Source organism: Pseudonocardia charpentierae, assembly GCF_031845345.1.
Taxonomy (GTDB): Bacteria; Actinomycetota; Actinomycetes; order Mycobacteriales; family Pseudonocardiaceae; genus Pseudonocardia; species Pseudonocardia charpentierae.
Map to the genome: position 1 here is coordinate 18,663 of NZ_JAVREJ010000017.1, position 13,987 is coordinate 32,649.

17 protein-coding genes are annotated in these 13,987 nt (G+C 71.3%); 7 read left to right on the forward strand and 10 right to left on the reverse strand.

The window, feature by feature from the left end:
- Positions 1 to 34 precede the first annotated feature (34 nt).
- Genes RM445_RS21860 through RM445_RS21875 form a run of 4 tightly spaced genes read left to right on the forward strand, consistent with a single transcriptional unit; the run spans position 35 to position 4,177 of the window.
- A complete protein-coding gene (locus RM445_RS21860; RefSeq protein ID WP_311558688.1) occupies positions 35 to 529 on the forward strand; it encodes a DUF1269 domain-containing protein in 495 nt (164 codons plus the stop codon).
- A 47-nt stretch (positions 530 to 576) separates the two neighbouring features.
- A complete protein-coding gene (locus RM445_RS21865; RefSeq protein ID WP_311558689.1) occupies positions 577 to 2,169 on the forward strand; it encodes an FAD-dependent monooxygenase in 1,593 nt (530 codons plus the stop codon).
- Between the two features lie 12 nt (positions 2,170 to 2,181).
- On the forward strand, positions 2,182 to 4,050 hold the full coding sequence (locus tag RM445_RS21870) for a CocE/NonD family hydrolase (RefSeq protein WP_311558690.1): 1,869 nt from the start codon (positions 2,182 to 2,184) through the stop codon (positions 4,048 to 4,050).
- Positions 4,013 to 4,177: a hypothetical protein gene (locus tag RM445_RS21875; RefSeq protein ID WP_311558691.1), complete on the forward strand. Its 165-nt coding sequence runs from the start codon at positions 4,013 to 4,015 to the stop codon at positions 4,175 to 4,177. Before RM445_RS21870 ends, RM445_RS21875 begins: the two co-directional genes overlap by 38 nt.
- A gap of 258 nt (positions 4,178 to 4,435) precedes the next feature.
- On the opposite strand, the gene RM445_RS21880 is transcribed toward RM445_RS21875, so the two are convergent.
- From RM445_RS21880 to RM445_RS21915, 8 genes are all read right to left on the reverse strand, one after another.
- The gene (locus tag RM445_RS21880; RefSeq protein WP_311558692.1) at positions 4,436 to 4,726 is read right to left on the reverse strand and encodes a hypothetical protein; all 291 of its coding nucleotides are present in this window, start codon (positions 4,724 to 4,726) and stop codon (positions 4,436 to 4,438) included.
- A 109-nt stretch (positions 4,727 to 4,835) separates the two neighbouring features.
- Positions 4,836 to 5,438 carry a hypothetical protein gene (locus RM445_RS21885; RefSeq protein WP_311558693.1) on the reverse strand — a complete coding sequence of 201 codons (603 nt, stop codon included), beginning with the start codon at positions 5,436 to 5,438 and terminating at the stop codon, positions 4,836 to 4,838.
- A gap of 168 nt (positions 5,439 to 5,606) precedes the next feature.
- Complete coding sequence (locus RM445_RS21890) at positions 5,607 to 6,593, reverse strand: ATP-dependent DNA ligase (protein ID WP_311558694.1); 987 nt, start codon at positions 6,591 to 6,593, stop codon at positions 5,607 to 5,609.
- A 117-nt stretch (positions 6,594 to 6,710) separates the two neighbouring features.
- Entirely contained in the window at positions 6,711 to 7,103 is a 393-nt protein-coding gene (locus RM445_RS21895) for an STAS domain-containing protein (RefSeq protein WP_311558695.1), read from the reverse strand.
- A complete protein-coding gene (locus tag RM445_RS21900) occupies positions 7,096 to 8,025 on the reverse strand; it encodes a hypothetical protein (RefSeq protein ID WP_311558696.1) in 930 nt (309 codons plus the stop codon). Before RM445_RS21900 ends, RM445_RS21895 begins: the two co-directional genes overlap by 8 nt.
- A gap of 34 nt (positions 8,026 to 8,059) precedes the next feature.
- A complete protein-coding gene (locus RM445_RS21905) occupies positions 8,060 to 8,755 on the reverse strand; it encodes an RNA polymerase sigma factor (protein ID WP_311558697.1) in 696 nt (231 codons plus the stop codon).
- A gap of 93 nt (positions 8,756 to 8,848) precedes the next feature.
- Positions 8,849 to 9,034, reverse strand: coding sequence for a hypothetical protein (locus RM445_RS21910; protein ID WP_311558698.1), 186 nt, complete (start codon positions 9,032 to 9,034; stop codon positions 8,849 to 8,851).
- Positions 9,035 to 9,246: 212 nt separating this feature from the next.
- The gene (locus RM445_RS21915) at positions 9,247 to 9,438 is read right to left on the reverse strand and encodes a hypothetical protein (protein ID WP_311558699.1); all 192 of its coding nucleotides are present in this window, start codon (positions 9,436 to 9,438) and stop codon (positions 9,247 to 9,249) included.
- Between the two features lie 65 nt (positions 9,439 to 9,503).
- On the opposite strand from RM445_RS21915, the gene RM445_RS21920 reads away from it, so the two are divergent.
- Positions 9,504 to 10,166, forward strand: coding sequence for an HAD family hydrolase (locus RM445_RS21920; RefSeq protein WP_311558700.1), 663 nt, complete (start codon positions 9,504 to 9,506; stop codon positions 10,164 to 10,166).
- Positions 10,167 to 10,237: 71 nt separating this feature from the next.
- The gene (locus tag RM445_RS21925; protein ID WP_311558701.1) at positions 10,238 to 11,191 is read left to right on the forward strand and encodes a cyclase family protein; all 954 of its coding nucleotides are present in this window, start codon (positions 10,238 to 10,240) and stop codon (positions 11,189 to 11,191) included.
- Here RM445_RS21925 and RM445_RS21930 read toward each other — a convergent pair.
- Positions 11,119 to 12,459: an APC family permease gene (locus tag RM445_RS21930; RefSeq protein WP_311558702.1), complete on the reverse strand. Its 1,341-nt coding sequence runs from the start codon at positions 12,457 to 12,459 to the stop codon at positions 11,119 to 11,121. The two genes, RM445_RS21925 and RM445_RS21930, sit on opposite strands and share 73 nt — an antisense overlap.
- Positions 12,460 to 12,544: 85 nt before the next feature.
- On the opposite strand from RM445_RS21930, the gene RM445_RS21935 reads away from it, so the two are divergent.
- The gene (locus RM445_RS21935; protein ID WP_311558703.1) at positions 12,545 to 13,555 is read left to right on the forward strand and encodes a helix-turn-helix domain-containing protein; all 1,011 of its coding nucleotides are present in this window, start codon (positions 12,545 to 12,547) and stop codon (positions 13,553 to 13,555) included.
- Positions 13,556 to 13,575: 20 nt separating this feature from the next.
- On the opposite strand, the gene RM445_RS21940 is transcribed toward RM445_RS21935, so the two are convergent.
- The gene (locus RM445_RS21940) at positions 13,576 to 13,812 is read right to left on the reverse strand and encodes an acyl carrier protein (RefSeq protein ID WP_311558704.1); all 237 of its coding nucleotides are present in this window, start codon (positions 13,810 to 13,812) and stop codon (positions 13,576 to 13,578) included.
- Between the last annotated feature and the right edge of the window lie 175 nt (positions 13,813 to 13,987).

Genomic DNA, 13,987 nt, shown 5'->3' on the forward strand with positions numbered 1-13,987 from the left:
GGACACGCCGCCCACCGGGAACGGAGCATCCGCGGTGAACACGGTCAGCATCTGGAGGTTCGACACCTCCGACGGCGCCGAGGTCGCGCTGCGCGCGCTCGAGCGGCTGCAGACGCGGCGGCTCGTCGCAATCGACGACGCGGCCGTCGTCGTCTGGAACCCGGGTTCGCGCAGGCCCCACGCCTATCAGGTGGGGACCGCGGCCGGGACCAGCGCGCTCTCCGGCGCCTTCTGGGGACTGCTGTTCGGACTGCTGTTCCTGCTCCCACTGGCGGGAGTGGCCGACGGTGACCCCGTGCTCGCCCGGTTCGGCCTGACCGACGAGGCCCTGGCGCATCTCCGCGACCGGATCACCGCAGGCACCTCGGCGTTGTTCCTGCTCACCGACCGCGCCGCTGTCGACCGGATCCGCGAGGGGTTCACCGGCGCATCCGGCGACCTGGTGGTCGGCGCCCTCGACCGCGAGCAGGAGGCCGCCCTCCTGCGGGCCTTCGACGCCGACGACGACCAGAACGCAGCAACCCGATGAACACACACGAGACCGGGCGACGGCGCACCGGAACGAAGGAGATGACCATGAACACGACGGACGAGGTACTGGTGGTCGGTGCCGGGCCGGTCGGGCTGACGACGGCGTGCCAGCTCGCCCGACTGGGCGTGCCCGTACGCATCGTCGACTCCCTCGAGCAGCCGACCACCGAGTCGCGGGCGGTGAGCGTCCACGCGCGCAGCATGGAGATGCTCGCCGCGCTGGGCGTCATGCCCCGGCTGGAGGCACGCGGTCGCCACATGCCTGCCCTCGAACTGCTCGACGGTCGCACCGGAGCGACCCGGGCTCGCCTCGACGTCACGGGCGTGGCCAGCCGCCACCCCTACGTCCTCGACATCCCCCAGCCCGACACCGAAGCCGTCCTGGCCGAGCGGGCCACCGAGCTCGGCGTCGTCGTCGAACGCGGTGTCACGCTCACCGCACTCGCCCAGGACACCGACGGCGTCGAGGTCACCCTCCGGTCCCGCGACGGGGAGCAGACCGCGCGGGTCGGCTGGGTCGTCGGCGCGGACGGCGGGCACAGCACCACCCGCGCCCTCGCCGGCACCAAGCTGGAGGGCGGGTTCCACGGCCAGCACTTCGCCATGGCCGACGTCGACGTCGACATGGCGTGGCCCCCGGACACCATCCGCATGTGCACCCACCCCGACGGCATGGGGATCCTGTTCCCGCTCGCCGGGCGCCGAGCCCGGGTCATGTTCCTCGTCGACGACCCCGGTGCCGGTGCCCCCGACCCCACCCTCGAGCAGATCCAGGCCCTCGCCGACGCGCGCATGCACGGCGGTCACGTGACGGTGAGCAACCCGCGCTGGCTGACCTACTTCGAGGTCCACCACGCTCAGGTTCCGCAGTACCGCCTCGGGCGGGTGCTGCTCGCGGGCGACGCCGCGCACATCCACAGCCCGGCCGGGGCGCAGGGCATGAACACCGGCATCCAGGACGCCGCCAACCTCGCGTGGAAGCTCGCCCTCGTCGCCCGCCACCGGGCCGACGCGGGACTGCTCGACAGCTACCACGACGAACGCCACCCGGTCGGCGCCATGGTTGTGCGGTCCACCACGGTGCTGACCGACGTCGGTGCCGCCACGGGCGCCGAGGGCGCGGTTCGCAACCTCGCCCTGTTCCTCGTCGGCCACCTCCCCCCGCTCGCCGACACCGCCGCCGCAACGCTCACCGAGACGACGGTCGCCTACCGCCACAGCGCCCTCTCGGTGCACCACGGCGCCCACCACCGCGGCGCGCCCCGGGCGGGAGACCACGCACCGGACCCCGACGGCCTGCTGCGCCCCGTCGGCACGCCGGTGGCCGTCGAGGACCTGCTGGCCCGGCCCGGCATGCTGCTGCTCGTCCGCGGCTCGGCGGACGCCGACGACCTGCGTGACGCCCTTGGCGACCTCGGCACGGTGGTCCGGGTCGTGGCTGACGCCGCCGGGGCGGCCGGGGACTGTGTGGTCGACCGGGGCGACGTCATCGGCCGGGCGTACGGCTGGAGCTCCGGCGGCATGGCTCTGATCCGCCCCGACGGCTATCTCGGCCTCGTGGCCGCCTCGGTTGACGTTGGCGTCCTGCATGACTACCTCGCCGACACGCTGCGGATCACGCAGCCGTCGACGGTCTGAGGAGCGAGCGTCATGAACCTGACCATTCCGCTCAGGGGCTCGACCGCCGGCAGGCAGTACGCCGGCTGGGAGCCCCGCACCGTCGCGACGCAGGGCCTGGGCAACCGCGTGTTCGCCGGGCAGCGCGTCCCGGTGGCCGACGGCGTCGCCCTGAACGCGGACATCTACACCCCGAGGACGCCCGGCCGCTACCCGGCCGTCGTCTCCTTCGCCGCCTACAACTCGGAGACGCACGCAGCGGGCCTTCCGACAGGCACCAACGAGGCCGGCTCGCCCCCGGTCTTCACGGACCGCGGCTACTGTTCCGTGATCGTCGAGCGCCGAGGCATGGGCCGCTCCACCGGCGAATCGGTGCCGTTCTTCGACCCGCAGGACGTCGACGACCACGAGAAGGTCATCGCCTGGGCCGCCGAGCAGCCCTGGTGCAACGGCGATGTCGTGCTGTTCGGCACCTCGTACTACGCCATCACCCAGGTGTTCGTGGCCGCCCGCCGCCCGCCTGCGCTGAGGGCGTTCTTCGCCCACGAGCCGGATACCGACGGCTTCCGACACAGCATGCAATTCGGTGGTGTCCCCGGCAGCTTCTTCCTCGGGGTCTGGCTGGGCGCGAACTTCACCGACGAGCAGATCGACCATCGGATGTCGCCGGTCAGGCGGGCGCTGCTGAGCCACCTGACGAACGGGCCGCTGCACCCGCTGCTGGAGAAGGTCGTGCACCGCAACGTGAGCCGGACATTCGCCCGTTTCCTGGAGAACGCCCCCACTCCGGGCATGGCCGAGCTCTACGCGGAGTGGATGTTCGACGGGAAGACCCGCGAGGAGTCGACCGCGCAGGAGGTGACCCGCGCCGGGCTCGCCGCCATCGACGTGCCGTTCGTGACGGTGCAGAACCTGGGCTACTTCAACCTGCACCAGTTCGGCAGCTACGACCTGTTCGAGCACGCCGGCACGCCGGGCGCGGACAAGTGGCTCATCCTCGGCCCGCCGGTGTACGACCTTCCGGTCTACGAGTGGCAACTCGAGGCGCTCGCGTTCTTCGATCACGTGCTGCGGGGCACGGACAACGGCTACGCCGAGCAGCCGCACGTCCGCTACTGGGTCGACGGCGCGGATGGGTTCGCCGGTGCGACCGCGTTCCCACCCGCCGAAGGCGAGGTCCGACGGCTTCATCTGGGCTCCGAAGACTCCGACACCCACCAGCTCGCCTCCGAGCTGACAGCCGAGGGGCAGAGCTCGTGGGTCGCCGTTCCCCTGGGTGTCCCCGTCCTGCCCGGCCTCGACGACCTCGCCCCGCAGGTCCTGTCCTTCGACCTCCCGGTCACCGAGGACCTGCAGCTCGCCGGACCGGTCACCGCGCAGCTGTCCTTCAGCTGCAACGAGATCGACTCGTACGTGGTCGCCCGGCTGAGCCGGGTCGACGCCGCGGGCGACGCGCACCAGCTGTCAATGGGCGCGATCCGCCCAGCCGGCCGGGCTGTGGACCCGACCCGCGGCTCCACCATGGAGATCGCGATCGACTCCGGTCGCCGCGAACCGCTCGTTCCCGGCGAGCCGGTGACGCTGCGCTTCAGCCTCACTGCGGGCCCGGTCCTGCTACGGGCGGGCGAGACCCTGCGCCTCGATGTCGGCAGCCGTACTGACCTGCTGCGCAAGGACCCCAGCGAGGGCTACGCCCAGTTCGACCTGCCGGTGCCGCCCTACCTGTCCCGCAACACCCTGCACTTCGGCGGGAAGAGCTGGGTCGAGGTCACCGCGGTCCCCGTCCAGGTCCGAACCACCGAGAAGCAGGTCGTGACTCGAAGGTCACCCGCGACCTTGCCCGACGTGGCTCGTTGGGTTACCCGTGACACACGACGAGGCCCTCGCGATCCTGCCGCCTGACGTCGCCGCCCGGCTCTGGCAGATGGCGCAGCAGCCGACCGTCACCGACGAGCAGATCGACACGCTCGTGCACCTCTTCAAGCAGACCTCCGCGGCTGCGGGCTACCGGGTGCCCACGCGTGAGTAGCCGAACCGTGGTGCTGGCCGGGAGGGGACACGGCCAGCACCAACGAACATGGTGACGCCTCGCATCCGGGCGAATCGTCTCAGTTTGAGACACCGGCGGAAGCTGGTGACCTTCTTTAGCTTCACGAGGTCGCAGCAGTGCGGGCCAGGTTTGGGTCGACCGAATTCGGCTAGCTTGCCCCCGGCCCGGTCTCTCGTGATCGGTGGGGAGTGACGAGAGATCGGGTCGCTTCGCTCGGGGGTGCCGTGGCTTGAAAGATCATCGCGGCGCCGCTGCCGTCCGCGCGACGGCCCGCTCGACCGCGGCGTTGAGCGCCAGGACGTTGAGCGTGCCCGTGCTGGTGAACGTCGGCAGGGCTGTCAGATGCAACTCCGCGACCACCCCAGCGGGCAGCTCGCGCCATTGCCCGGCGATGTCGACATGCCACCTCGCCGCGGGTGCGGCCGGGCCGCCGAACTCCTCGCTGTAGGGCACAGCCACCAGTTCCATGAACAGCCCGACGGCGGACCCCGTGGCGGGGTACCAGGGACAGGCGGCGATGAGGTCCACGGGGAACTCCCTCCGGTCGACGAGAAGGCCGGGAAGGCCGTCGTCCGGGCAACGGGATAAGCCAGTCGGTGGGTGCGGCCCCGGACGGGTGGGTTACGCAGTTCGCCCGTCAGCCGCCGTGGTCGTCCGAGTCCGGCGGTGTCGTGTTGTGCAGGCGCGCCCACTCCCGCTCGACGTACTCGGCGGTGCACCGGGTCATGGTCGTCAACTGCTCGTCGGTCGCGCTGGGGAACGCGGCGCGGACCTGGTCGCGGATCTGGGGGTCGTCCGCGGTGAGGTTCGCCTGATTCCGCGCCAGGTTCGCGTCACCGACCTGCACCAGTTTCAGCGCATCCGCATCGAGGATGTCTGGCTTGTGCGTGCGCATCTCGTCCAGCAGCTTCTGCGCATTCAGCCCGAACTTCGACTGTGCCTGAGCCTGCGCCACCGGCGGGGACGCCGGCGTCGGGCCCGGCTGTGGCCGGCCGCTCGCGTCCGCCACCAGTGGTGCGGTGGGCGGCGCTGCAGCGGGCGCGGTGGCTCGCTCGTCCGGCCGCAGGAACGCCAGCGACACGATGAGCCCCACGACCAGGATCGCGAGCCCGCCGACGCCGATCATCCCGAGCGTCCGGAGGCGGATGCTGCCGACCCGATCCGCCAGTCGCGGCGGTGTCGGTCGTTCGTTGCGATTCGGGGCTTGGCGCGCCCCGCTGTTGGTGTTGGTGTTGGTCACGCCTCTCCCCACTCTGTGACGACCCCGTTGCCCCTCGGTGACGGCCGGGGCGGTCCGGGGTAGGTCGGCTCGATTCACCGCTGCAGGCACCGGTGTTACCCACCCCAGGCCGTCCTCAGACGCCTTCGAGAGACCTGACCGGCGCAGACTCACTCGCCGACCGCATGACTACCCGGCGGCCGCCGTCCCCGACCGACCAGCCGACGGGTGTCCGGGCAGCGGGGTGAGGTCGTCGATGCGCAGGTCGGGTCGGGTCCGGACGAAGTGGGCGGGGTGGCGCCAGCGGTGGTGTTCGATCGCGGTGTCGACCGTGAGCTCGACGACCACGCCGGGTCGGACGGGTGTGTACAGGGTGGGTGGGCCGGGGCGTCCCCAGCGGGTGGACGGCAGCGGGTTCGGCCACGGATGAGCCGAACCGGTGTGCGGGTGCAGCAGCGCGGCGACCGCGCCGCGGCCGGCCGGGGCGAGCTCGGTGGTCCGCCCGACGAGGTGGAACTGCCCGTCGTGGTCGTGGCGCCCGAGTAGCAGCACGCGTGGCGCGTCGAGGGGGCCGATGACCCCGCCGACGACCGCTTCGGCGGTGAGCCGGGTCCGTAGTCTCTGCCAGCCCCGCATGCCCGGGCGGTAGGTCTGGTCGAGGCGTTTCGCGACGACGCCCTCGATCCCGGTGCTGCCGTGGTGGATCAGCCAGCTGCGGGCGACGGCGGGATCGGTGGTCGAGGGGGTGAGCACCAGCCCGGGTGGCAGGCCGCGGCCGAGCAGCGCCTCGAGTGCGTCGCGGCGGTGCTGGTAGGGCTGCTCGCGCAGGTCGGTGCGGCCATGGGCGAGCAGGTCGAACACCACATAGGCGGCCGGAGTGGCGGCGGCGAGGGTGTGGGCGCGGCGGGGACCGGAGCGTAGCCGGTCCTGCAGGGCGGCGAAGTCGAACCGGCCCGCGTTCCAGATCACCAGTTCCCCGTCGAGCACCACCTCGTCGCCCAGGCCGGCGACCGCGGCCGCGACGTCGGGGAAGTGGGCGGTCAGGATGCGCTGCTGGCGTGACTGCAGCTCGACCCGTGCCCGGCTGTGGAACGCCAGCACCCGGTAGCCGTCGAACTTCGGCTCGAACGCCCACCCCGACCCCGTCGGAAGGGTTGAGACCGTCCGCGCGAGCATCGGCGGCAGGGGAGGTCCGAGAACGAGACGCCGCCGACGCTTGCCCACTGCGCGACGATAGGCACATCACCCGCTGCCGACCGCCGGTGGACGCAGTGCAGCCAGCACGCAGCCGGGTCAGCGCAGCGCGTCGAGTAGGGCCTGCAGGTCGTCGTGGACGTCGACGACCGCCAGGAGGCCGGTGACCTGGAGCGCTCGTTCTACCGGTCTGTTGCCGGACACGCCGACGAGATGAAGTCGACCGTGAATGTCCCTGTCGTTGTTCATCGCCGCGACGATCAGGGCCAGTCCCGCCGCGGCCAGGTGCGTGACCCCGCTCAGATCGAGGAGGAGCTCCGCGGGCGGCATGGCCGTCTCTCGCCTCAGATGGTCGGCGACGACCGGGACAGTGGCCATGTCGAGCTCACCGGCCAGGTGCGCCACACAGACATCGGACCGAGGCCTGCTTGTCGTGCACCGGACCGGAAGGGGTTCGTTCGCCTCCTGGGATGGTCGTGGACTTTCAGGCATCCGTCTTCTTCTTGTTCGCGCCCTTCTCGGCGCCTGCCTGCTTGCTCCCGGGATCGCTCCGCCCGTTCCCGCCGACCTTGTCGTTCTTCCCAGGGTTCTTGGCGCCGTCGGACTTGTTGCTCTTCTCGGGTTTCTTGCCGTTGTCGGCGCTTTTTTCCTTCTTTTCTTTGACCGGCTTGTTGCCGCTGTTCGGGTTCTTGGCGTTGTCGGGGCCGCCGTTGTCGGCGTTCTCCTTCTTGGGTTCGTCGTCGTTGCCGGAGTTGTCGCCGCTGCCGGCACGGGACGGTGGGCTGCTGTGCTGACCGGGTTGTCCAGGAGGCCCCACCGGGCTTTCTGTCGCGTTCGTCGTGCACCGTGCCTCGCACGGCCCGCCCGGACCCCGGGAGGGCGCTGCAGGCGCCCGCGACGGAACGGTGCCGTCGGCGGCGGCCTCGCCGTCGTCGCCGAGCGAAGCGGAGCTGTCGGACCGGTCGTCGCCCTCAGGAGTCGGCGTCGACGTCGAGGTCGTCATCCCCGACGGCGACACGCCGCTGACCTGGGCGCCGGCTCCGGCGCTGCCGCTGACGACCGGGCTCTGGAGATGTGCAGAGTAGGAGTTGGTGGCGAGCGCGACGCCACCCGCGGTAGTGGCCGTCAGGGCGAGGGCAGCGATGATCTTTGCCGTCAGGATGCCGGTCGTGGTCGTGGCGCGGACTCTCCGTGAATCGCGGAGCGGGTCCGGGGTGGCGTGCACAGCGGAACGGAACGCCGCGCGGGCCGCATCCTCGCCCTGCAGTTCCGCCTCGCTGGCCGGGGCGGTCGCAGCGGCGAGGAGTTGCCGCAGCGGGGCAGGCGCGTCGTCGCTTCCGTCGAGCAGACGGTGGGCTACTGCACCGGACAGGGTGGTGGTGCTCCGCGCCCGGCGACGTCGTGAGAACGGCATCTGGACTCTTGTGGCGCGGACGGTGTTCCGGTCGTCACGACGTCGGGCCAGGGGAGACAAGGGTCCACCGTCCTTCCTCGTCGTCGTAGCGGACCTGTCGGGCGAGCCGTTTGAGCCCGCGGTGCGCGGCCACCCGGACCGCACCCGCGCGCTTGCCCAACACCGCGCCGGCGGTCTGGGCATCCAGCCCGACCACCGCGCGCAACAGCACGGCCTGGGCCTGGTCGCGGGGGAGGCCGGCGATCAGCGCAAGTGCCTTCCGGGTGGACAGCTCGTCCAGCACGGCGGTGGCGGCGTCACGGTCGCCCGGGGGCTCGTCCGGGTAGCCCCGGTCCGCGCCGGCGTCCAGCGCAACGGTGGGGCGGCGGGCATTCGCCCGGCAGAGGTCGATGGCGCGGTTGTGCACGATCTTCGCCGCCCAGCCGCGGAAGCGATCGAGATCGCCGGTGAACGTGTGGAGGTCACGAGTGATCTGCAACCACGCCTCTCCGGTGACGTCCCCGGCGGAGTCCCAGCCGACCAGAACGGTGGCGTATCGCAGCAGCCGGGGCTGCAGGTCCCGGTAGAGCACCACAAAGCCCTCCTCGTCACCCTGCCGGGCACGGTGCAGCGCGTCGGCGAGTTCGGCCGTCAGCTCACCGGTCGTCCGCCCGCTGACCTGCTCGTCGTCGTCCTCAACAGTCCTTCGCGGTCCTGGTACGACCACCGTCTGCACCGGTCCGGCACGCAAACTGCCCTCCTGAACGGTTCAGAGTGGTCGGGCACCGGGGAGCGCTGCCCGCACGTCATTGCTCCTCAGCGCTGGCGGCGGGCAGGGTGTTACTCACCAGTTCCAGTTGCGCAGCAACCACCAGATCAGGACGGTCACTCCCGGTACGACGAGCGCCAGGCCGAGGACCGTCGCAGCCGTCGTCCACGGCGTGATCGGGCTGATCATGACCACGGTGGCGCCGAGCAGCGCGACGACCAACGCGATGATCGGCGTCGGGCGTCGGGGTCTTGCGGACATGACGGACCTGGCTCTGTGTGCGCGCGTCGGTCGAAGTGGTCGCGATACATCACTACGACAACCCTGTGCACGCGCGTGATGGGCAAGGGCAACGATGTCTCGTCGTCATGCAGCGTCAGCGTCAGCTACTGCTGCAGCGTTTCACCTACCCGCCTCCAGGCCCGGACCGCCGCCTGAGCAACTGGCGCACTGCGGCGCCGGGGGACGGTCCGCTAAGAGGCCACCGGCGCGACCTCCTCCTCGGCGTCGAGGGGCGGACGGCCGGACCCGGGACAGCGGACGACGGCCACCGAGGTGCCGTCGGTGTCGTACCCGTTGTGGTCCGCCACGATTCCGCCCGCGATGACGTGCTTGAGCTCGTGGCAGCCGCTGCAGCGGCCGTAATCGACGTCAGGAGTGTCCATGAGGCAGACGGATACCCATCGGGACGACCGGGCCGACGTCGTGTGAACGAGGAGACATACCTTTCATGGCCGACACTGCGATCTTCGACATCGACGGGACCCTCGTCGACACCAACTACCAGCACGCCCTGGCCTTCTACCGTGCGTTCCGCCGCTTCGACATCACGTTGCCGATGTGGCGGCTGCACCGCGCGACCGGCATGGGCGGTGACCAGATCGTCGCCCACGTCGCCGGCGACGAGGTCGAGCGGCGACACGGCTCGGCGCTGCGCGAGGCGTGGGTCGAGGAGTTCGACAAGATGATCGACGAGGTGCGGCCGTTCGACGGCGCACGCGAGTTGATGGAGGCGGTCAAGTCACGCGGTTTCCGGGTGGTGCTGGCGAGCTCGGGCAAGTCCAAGCACGTCGAGCACTTCCTCGACCTGATCGGGGCGAGGTCCGTCGCCGACGCCTGGACGACCTCCGACGACGTCGAGAGCAGTAAGCCCGAACCCGACCTCGTCGCCACGGCGCTCGACAAGGTCGAAGGCGCGTCCGGTGTGATGATCGGCGACTCGACGTGGGACTGCATCGCCGCGGGCAAACTCGGCGTGCCGTCCTTCGCTGTGCGCACCGGGGGCTTCTCGGTCGAGGAACTCCTCGACGCCGGCGCCGAGCGGGTGTTCGACTCCCTGCGCGAGTTCGCCGAGAACCTCGACGACACTGCCCTCGCCCGGCCCGAGCGGTAGCTACGGCTGACGCTGATCGGGGGCTGCTCTAGCCTGCCTCGAACCGCGTGACCGGAGGAGTCGATGCTGGGATGACGGCGGGGCGACCGATGCCCACACCGGGCGACGTGCTCGGGTACTTCGACACGTTGTCGAACTGGGGACGGTGGGGCGACGACGACGAACTCGGCACGCTGAACCACATCACCGACGACGTTAGGCTGGCGGCGTCGCGGGCCGTGCGCCACGGCAGGAGCGTGTCGTGCGCGTGGGAGATCGCCGTGCCGGGGGAGATGGAGCGGTCGACGACGACGTGCCCGTGCGCCGCCGACATGCCGGGCGCCGAGAACATGCCGGCGCGGTTCCACGCCGACCGGCGCTGGGGCTTCTCGTCCGAGCAGGTCGGCATCATGTTCCACGGCAACACCGTCACCCACGTCGACTCGCCGTGCCACATCTTCTGGGACGGCACGATGTACAACGGGCGCTCGCACTCGCTGGTCGACCCGGCAACGGGATCGGCGTGGGCGGCCGTCACGGCGGCGGCGAACGGGATCGGCACGCGTGGTGTCCTGCTGGATGTCGCGAGGGTCCGCGACGTGCCGTGGTTGGAGCCGGGGCAGGGCGTGTTTCCCGACGACCTCGAGGAGGCCGAGCGTCGGCAGGGCGTGCGGGTGCGGCCCGGCGACGCGGTACTGCTGCGGACCGGCTACGGCCGTGTCCGGTACGAGTCAGGTGTGACGCACGGCGTCACGCAGGCCGGCTGGCACGCGTCCTGCCTGCCGTGGCTGCACGAACGGGAGGTCGCGCTGATCGGCGCCGACACCCCCCAGGACGTCCAGCCGTCGGGGTACGACGAGGTGTTGATGCCGGTGCACGCCGTAGGCCTCGTGGCGATGGGGCTGTGGCTGCTCGACAACTGCGACCTGGAGGCGTGTGCGACGACGGCCGCCGAGCTCGGCCAGTGGGACTTTCACCTCGCAGTTGCGCCGGTCCGCTTCGCCGGCACGTCCGGCAGCCCGGTCAACCCGATCGCCACGTTCTGACCGCCGGTCGTCAGGTGCCGGTGGGCGAGTGCTGCGACGGCCAGGCCTGCGGGTGCGAGCAGGTACCAGCCGCTGAGCAGGCCGAGGACCACGATCGGTGGCAGGGACACCGCGGCCGCCCACCAGCCGCTCGATCGGCGTGGGAGCAGCCGGAGGGCGGCGATGAGCCCGGCGGCGTAGACGGCGACCTGCGACGCGGCGGTGAGGAGCACGAGGTGCTCGGTCGACCAGCCGAAGGCCGCGACGAGCCCGAGGCTGACCAACGCCTGGACCGTGACGACGGAGAGGCTGCGACCGGGGATGTCGGAGCAGGGGTGACCGGCGAACCATCGCGGGCCCCGGCCCGTGCGTCCCATCTCGGCGCCGAGTTCGGCGAGCCCGGCGAGGTAGGCGTTGGCGGTGCCGACGGTCACCACCACGGCCAGGGCCGCGGCGATCAGCCCGCCCCCTGACGCGAGGCGCGTGGCAAGCAGCGCGGTCACGGGCGCAGTCGCGGTCGCGGGGCCCGGCACGGTGATCAACGCAAGGGTGAGACCACCGAAGAGGACGGCCACGACGATCAACGTGGCCGCCGTCGCGCGCGGCACGTCTCGTGCAGGGTTGCGGAAGCGACCGGTCAGGTGCGTCACGGCTTCCCACCCGGTGAGCAGCCACACCAGCACCAGGGCAGCGGGGGCCACGGCGGCCCAGCCGTGAGGCGCGACAGGCGTCAGACGATGAAAGTCCGCGGCGGGAACGCACAGGACCAGAACGACGATCAGTGACGCGACCAGCACGCCGGTGAGCGCGACCTGCACCCCGCCGGAGATCCGCACACCCCGGACGTTGGCGGCCGCTGCCAGAGCGATGAGTGCCAGTGCCGTCGCGACCCGGGTCCCGCTGCCTCCGCCCACCGCTGCTTCGACGTAGTCGCCCGCGAAGAGCCCCAGTGCCGGGATCCCCAGCGGGACACCGAAGTAGAACCACCAGGCGGTGACCGTGGCGGTCCGCGATCCCATGGCCCGTGCCACGAAGCCGGCGACCCCGCCGCCCGAGGGGAAACGTGCACCGAGGGCGGCGAAGGTCGCGGCGAGCGGGACCGACAGGACCAGCAGCGCGCCGACGGCCACCAGAGCGGCCGGTCCGGCCTGGCGGACGGCCAGGGCGGGCAGCACGAGGACGCCGGTCCCGACCACGCCCGCCACCGTCAGCGCGGTGCCGGCCACCGCCCCGATACCTGGAGCTGCTCGTCGAAGCGCGTCGGCGGGATGTTCCCGTGTCGTCGTCATGTGACTGATCGTTGCCGCCGGCCGACCGCCGAGACAGTGGCCAGATCGCCAGTGCACATCAGGATGTGGACAGTACAGTTCAGGGGTGCGTCCCCATCGCGTCGCTGTCCCGGTGCTGGACGGCATGCCGTTGTTCGAGGTCGCCGTCGCCGGCGAGATCTTCGGGATGCCGCGCCCGGACCTGTTGTCCCGGCCGTACCTGGTGCAGGTGTGCCGGGTCGGGGAGGGGCCGGTGCGATCCGAGGGGGCCCGGATGCTCATCGGTACCGATGCCGGGCTCGACGAGATCCGCGCGGCCGACACGGTCCTGATGCCGGCCCTTCCGTCCTTCGACACGCCGGTGCCCGACGCGCTCGTCGCGGCGCTGCAAACGGCTGCGGGTCGCGGTGCGCGGGTCGCGGCGCTGTGCACGGGAGCGTTCGCGCTGGCTGCGGCGGGTCTGCTCGACGGGCGCCGCGCGACGACACACTGGATGTACTGCGACGCCCTGGCCGCGCGCTTTCCCGCCGTGCACGTCGACCCGCGTGTGCTCTACGTCGTGGAAGGCGCGGTCGCCACGTCAGCCGGAACCGCTGCCGGTATCGATCTGTGCCTCGAGCTCCTTCGGGCCGATCACGGGATCGCCGTCGCGGCCGAGGTGGCGCGCCGGTTGGTCGTGCCACCGCATCGCCAAGGCGGGCAGGCCCAGTACGTCTCGACCCCGATGCCCGACGTCCCGGACTCCTCGTTGGCGCCGCTGCTGGACTGGGCCCGGACGCACCTGGACCGACCGGTGACGCTGCGGCTGCTCGCGAGAGAGGCGGGCACCACCACCCGCACACTGACACGGCGATTCACCGCCGAGCTGGGACTGCCGCCGCTGCAATGGCTCACCGCCGAACGCGTCCGGCGCGCGCGACAACTGCTCGAGGACACCCCACTCCCCGTGGAGCAGATCGCCCAGACCTGCGGTCTGGGAACGGCGGCCAATCTGCGCATCCACTTCACGCGCCAGACCGGCACGACGCCGACCGCCTACCGCTCGGCCTTCACCCACAGCGCAGCGGCCGCCGGCACGACGATCCCGGCAGGCCGTCAGGTTCGAGCTGAAGCCTGACGGCGTGCCGGCCCGTCCGCTCAGCTCTTGCCGGTGTCCTCTTGGTGCGTCAGCTTCTCGAGGAACTCGTGGCACTTCGCCGCCCGGCGCGAGTCCTCCTCCATCACCTGCTTGAAGAAGTCCGCGACGTCGCTGTAGCCGCCGTTCTCGGCGTCCCGGACGTACTGCCCGTAGTCGTGCCCGGCCTTCAGCGAGTGGTACTGAACCGAGATCAGGTCGAACATGACGTCGCCGAAGCCGGTCTCGCCCGTTGCCATTCCGATCACCCCTTCGTGAGCGTGTGCGGGCTCGGGATGTTCCCCGAGCAAGCGTCGGCATGCCCGGTCAGGTTCCGGAATTTCGGTGTACCGATCCAGCGCGATGTGGTCGCCACCGTCGGGCGCGGTGGCCACCGTCGCCGCCTTCCTCCTCGGGCCGGACGCCGGCTTCGTG

Coding starts and splice junctions, on each gene's coding strand:
- RM445_RS21865 (WP_311558689.1), top strand. CDS start 577: ATGAACACGACGGACGAGGTACTGGTGGTCGGTGCCGGGCCGGTCGGG.
- RM445_RS21870 (WP_311558690.1), top strand. CDS start 2,182: ATGAACCTGACCATTCCGCTCAGGGGCTCGACCGCCGGCAGGCAGTAC.
- RM445_RS21890 (WP_311558694.1), bottom strand. CDS start 6,593: ATGCTCGCGCGGACGGTCTCAACCCTTCCGACGGGGTCGGGGTGGGCG.
- RM445_RS21895 (WP_311558695.1), bottom strand. CDS start 7,103: ATGCCTGAAAGTCCACGACCATCCCAGGAGGCGAACGAACCCCTTCCG.
- RM445_RS21900 (WP_311558696.1), bottom strand. CDS start 8,025: ATGCCGTTCTCACGACGTCGCCGGGCGCGGAGCACCACCACCCTGTCC.
- RM445_RS21910 (WP_311558698.1), bottom strand. CDS start 9,034: ATGTCCGCAAGACCCCGACGCCCGACGCCGATCATCGCGTTGGTCGTC.
- RM445_RS21915 (WP_311558699.1), bottom strand. CDS start 9,438: ATGGACACTCCTGACGTCGATTACGGCCGCTGCAGCGGCTGCCACGAG.
- RM445_RS21920 (WP_311558700.1), top strand. CDS start 9,504: ATGGCCGACACTGCGATCTTCGACATCGACGGGACCCTCGTCGACACC.
- RM445_RS21925 (WP_311558701.1), top strand. CDS start 10,238: ATGACGGCGGGGCGACCGATGCCCACACCGGGCGACGTGCTCGGGTAC.
- RM445_RS21930 (WP_311558702.1), bottom strand. CDS start 12,459: ATGACGACGACACGGGAACATCCCGCCGACGCGCTTCGACGAGCAGCT.
- RM445_RS21940 (WP_311558704.1), bottom strand. CDS start 13,812: ATGGCAACGGGCGAGACCGGCTTCGGCGACGTCATGTTCGACCTGATC.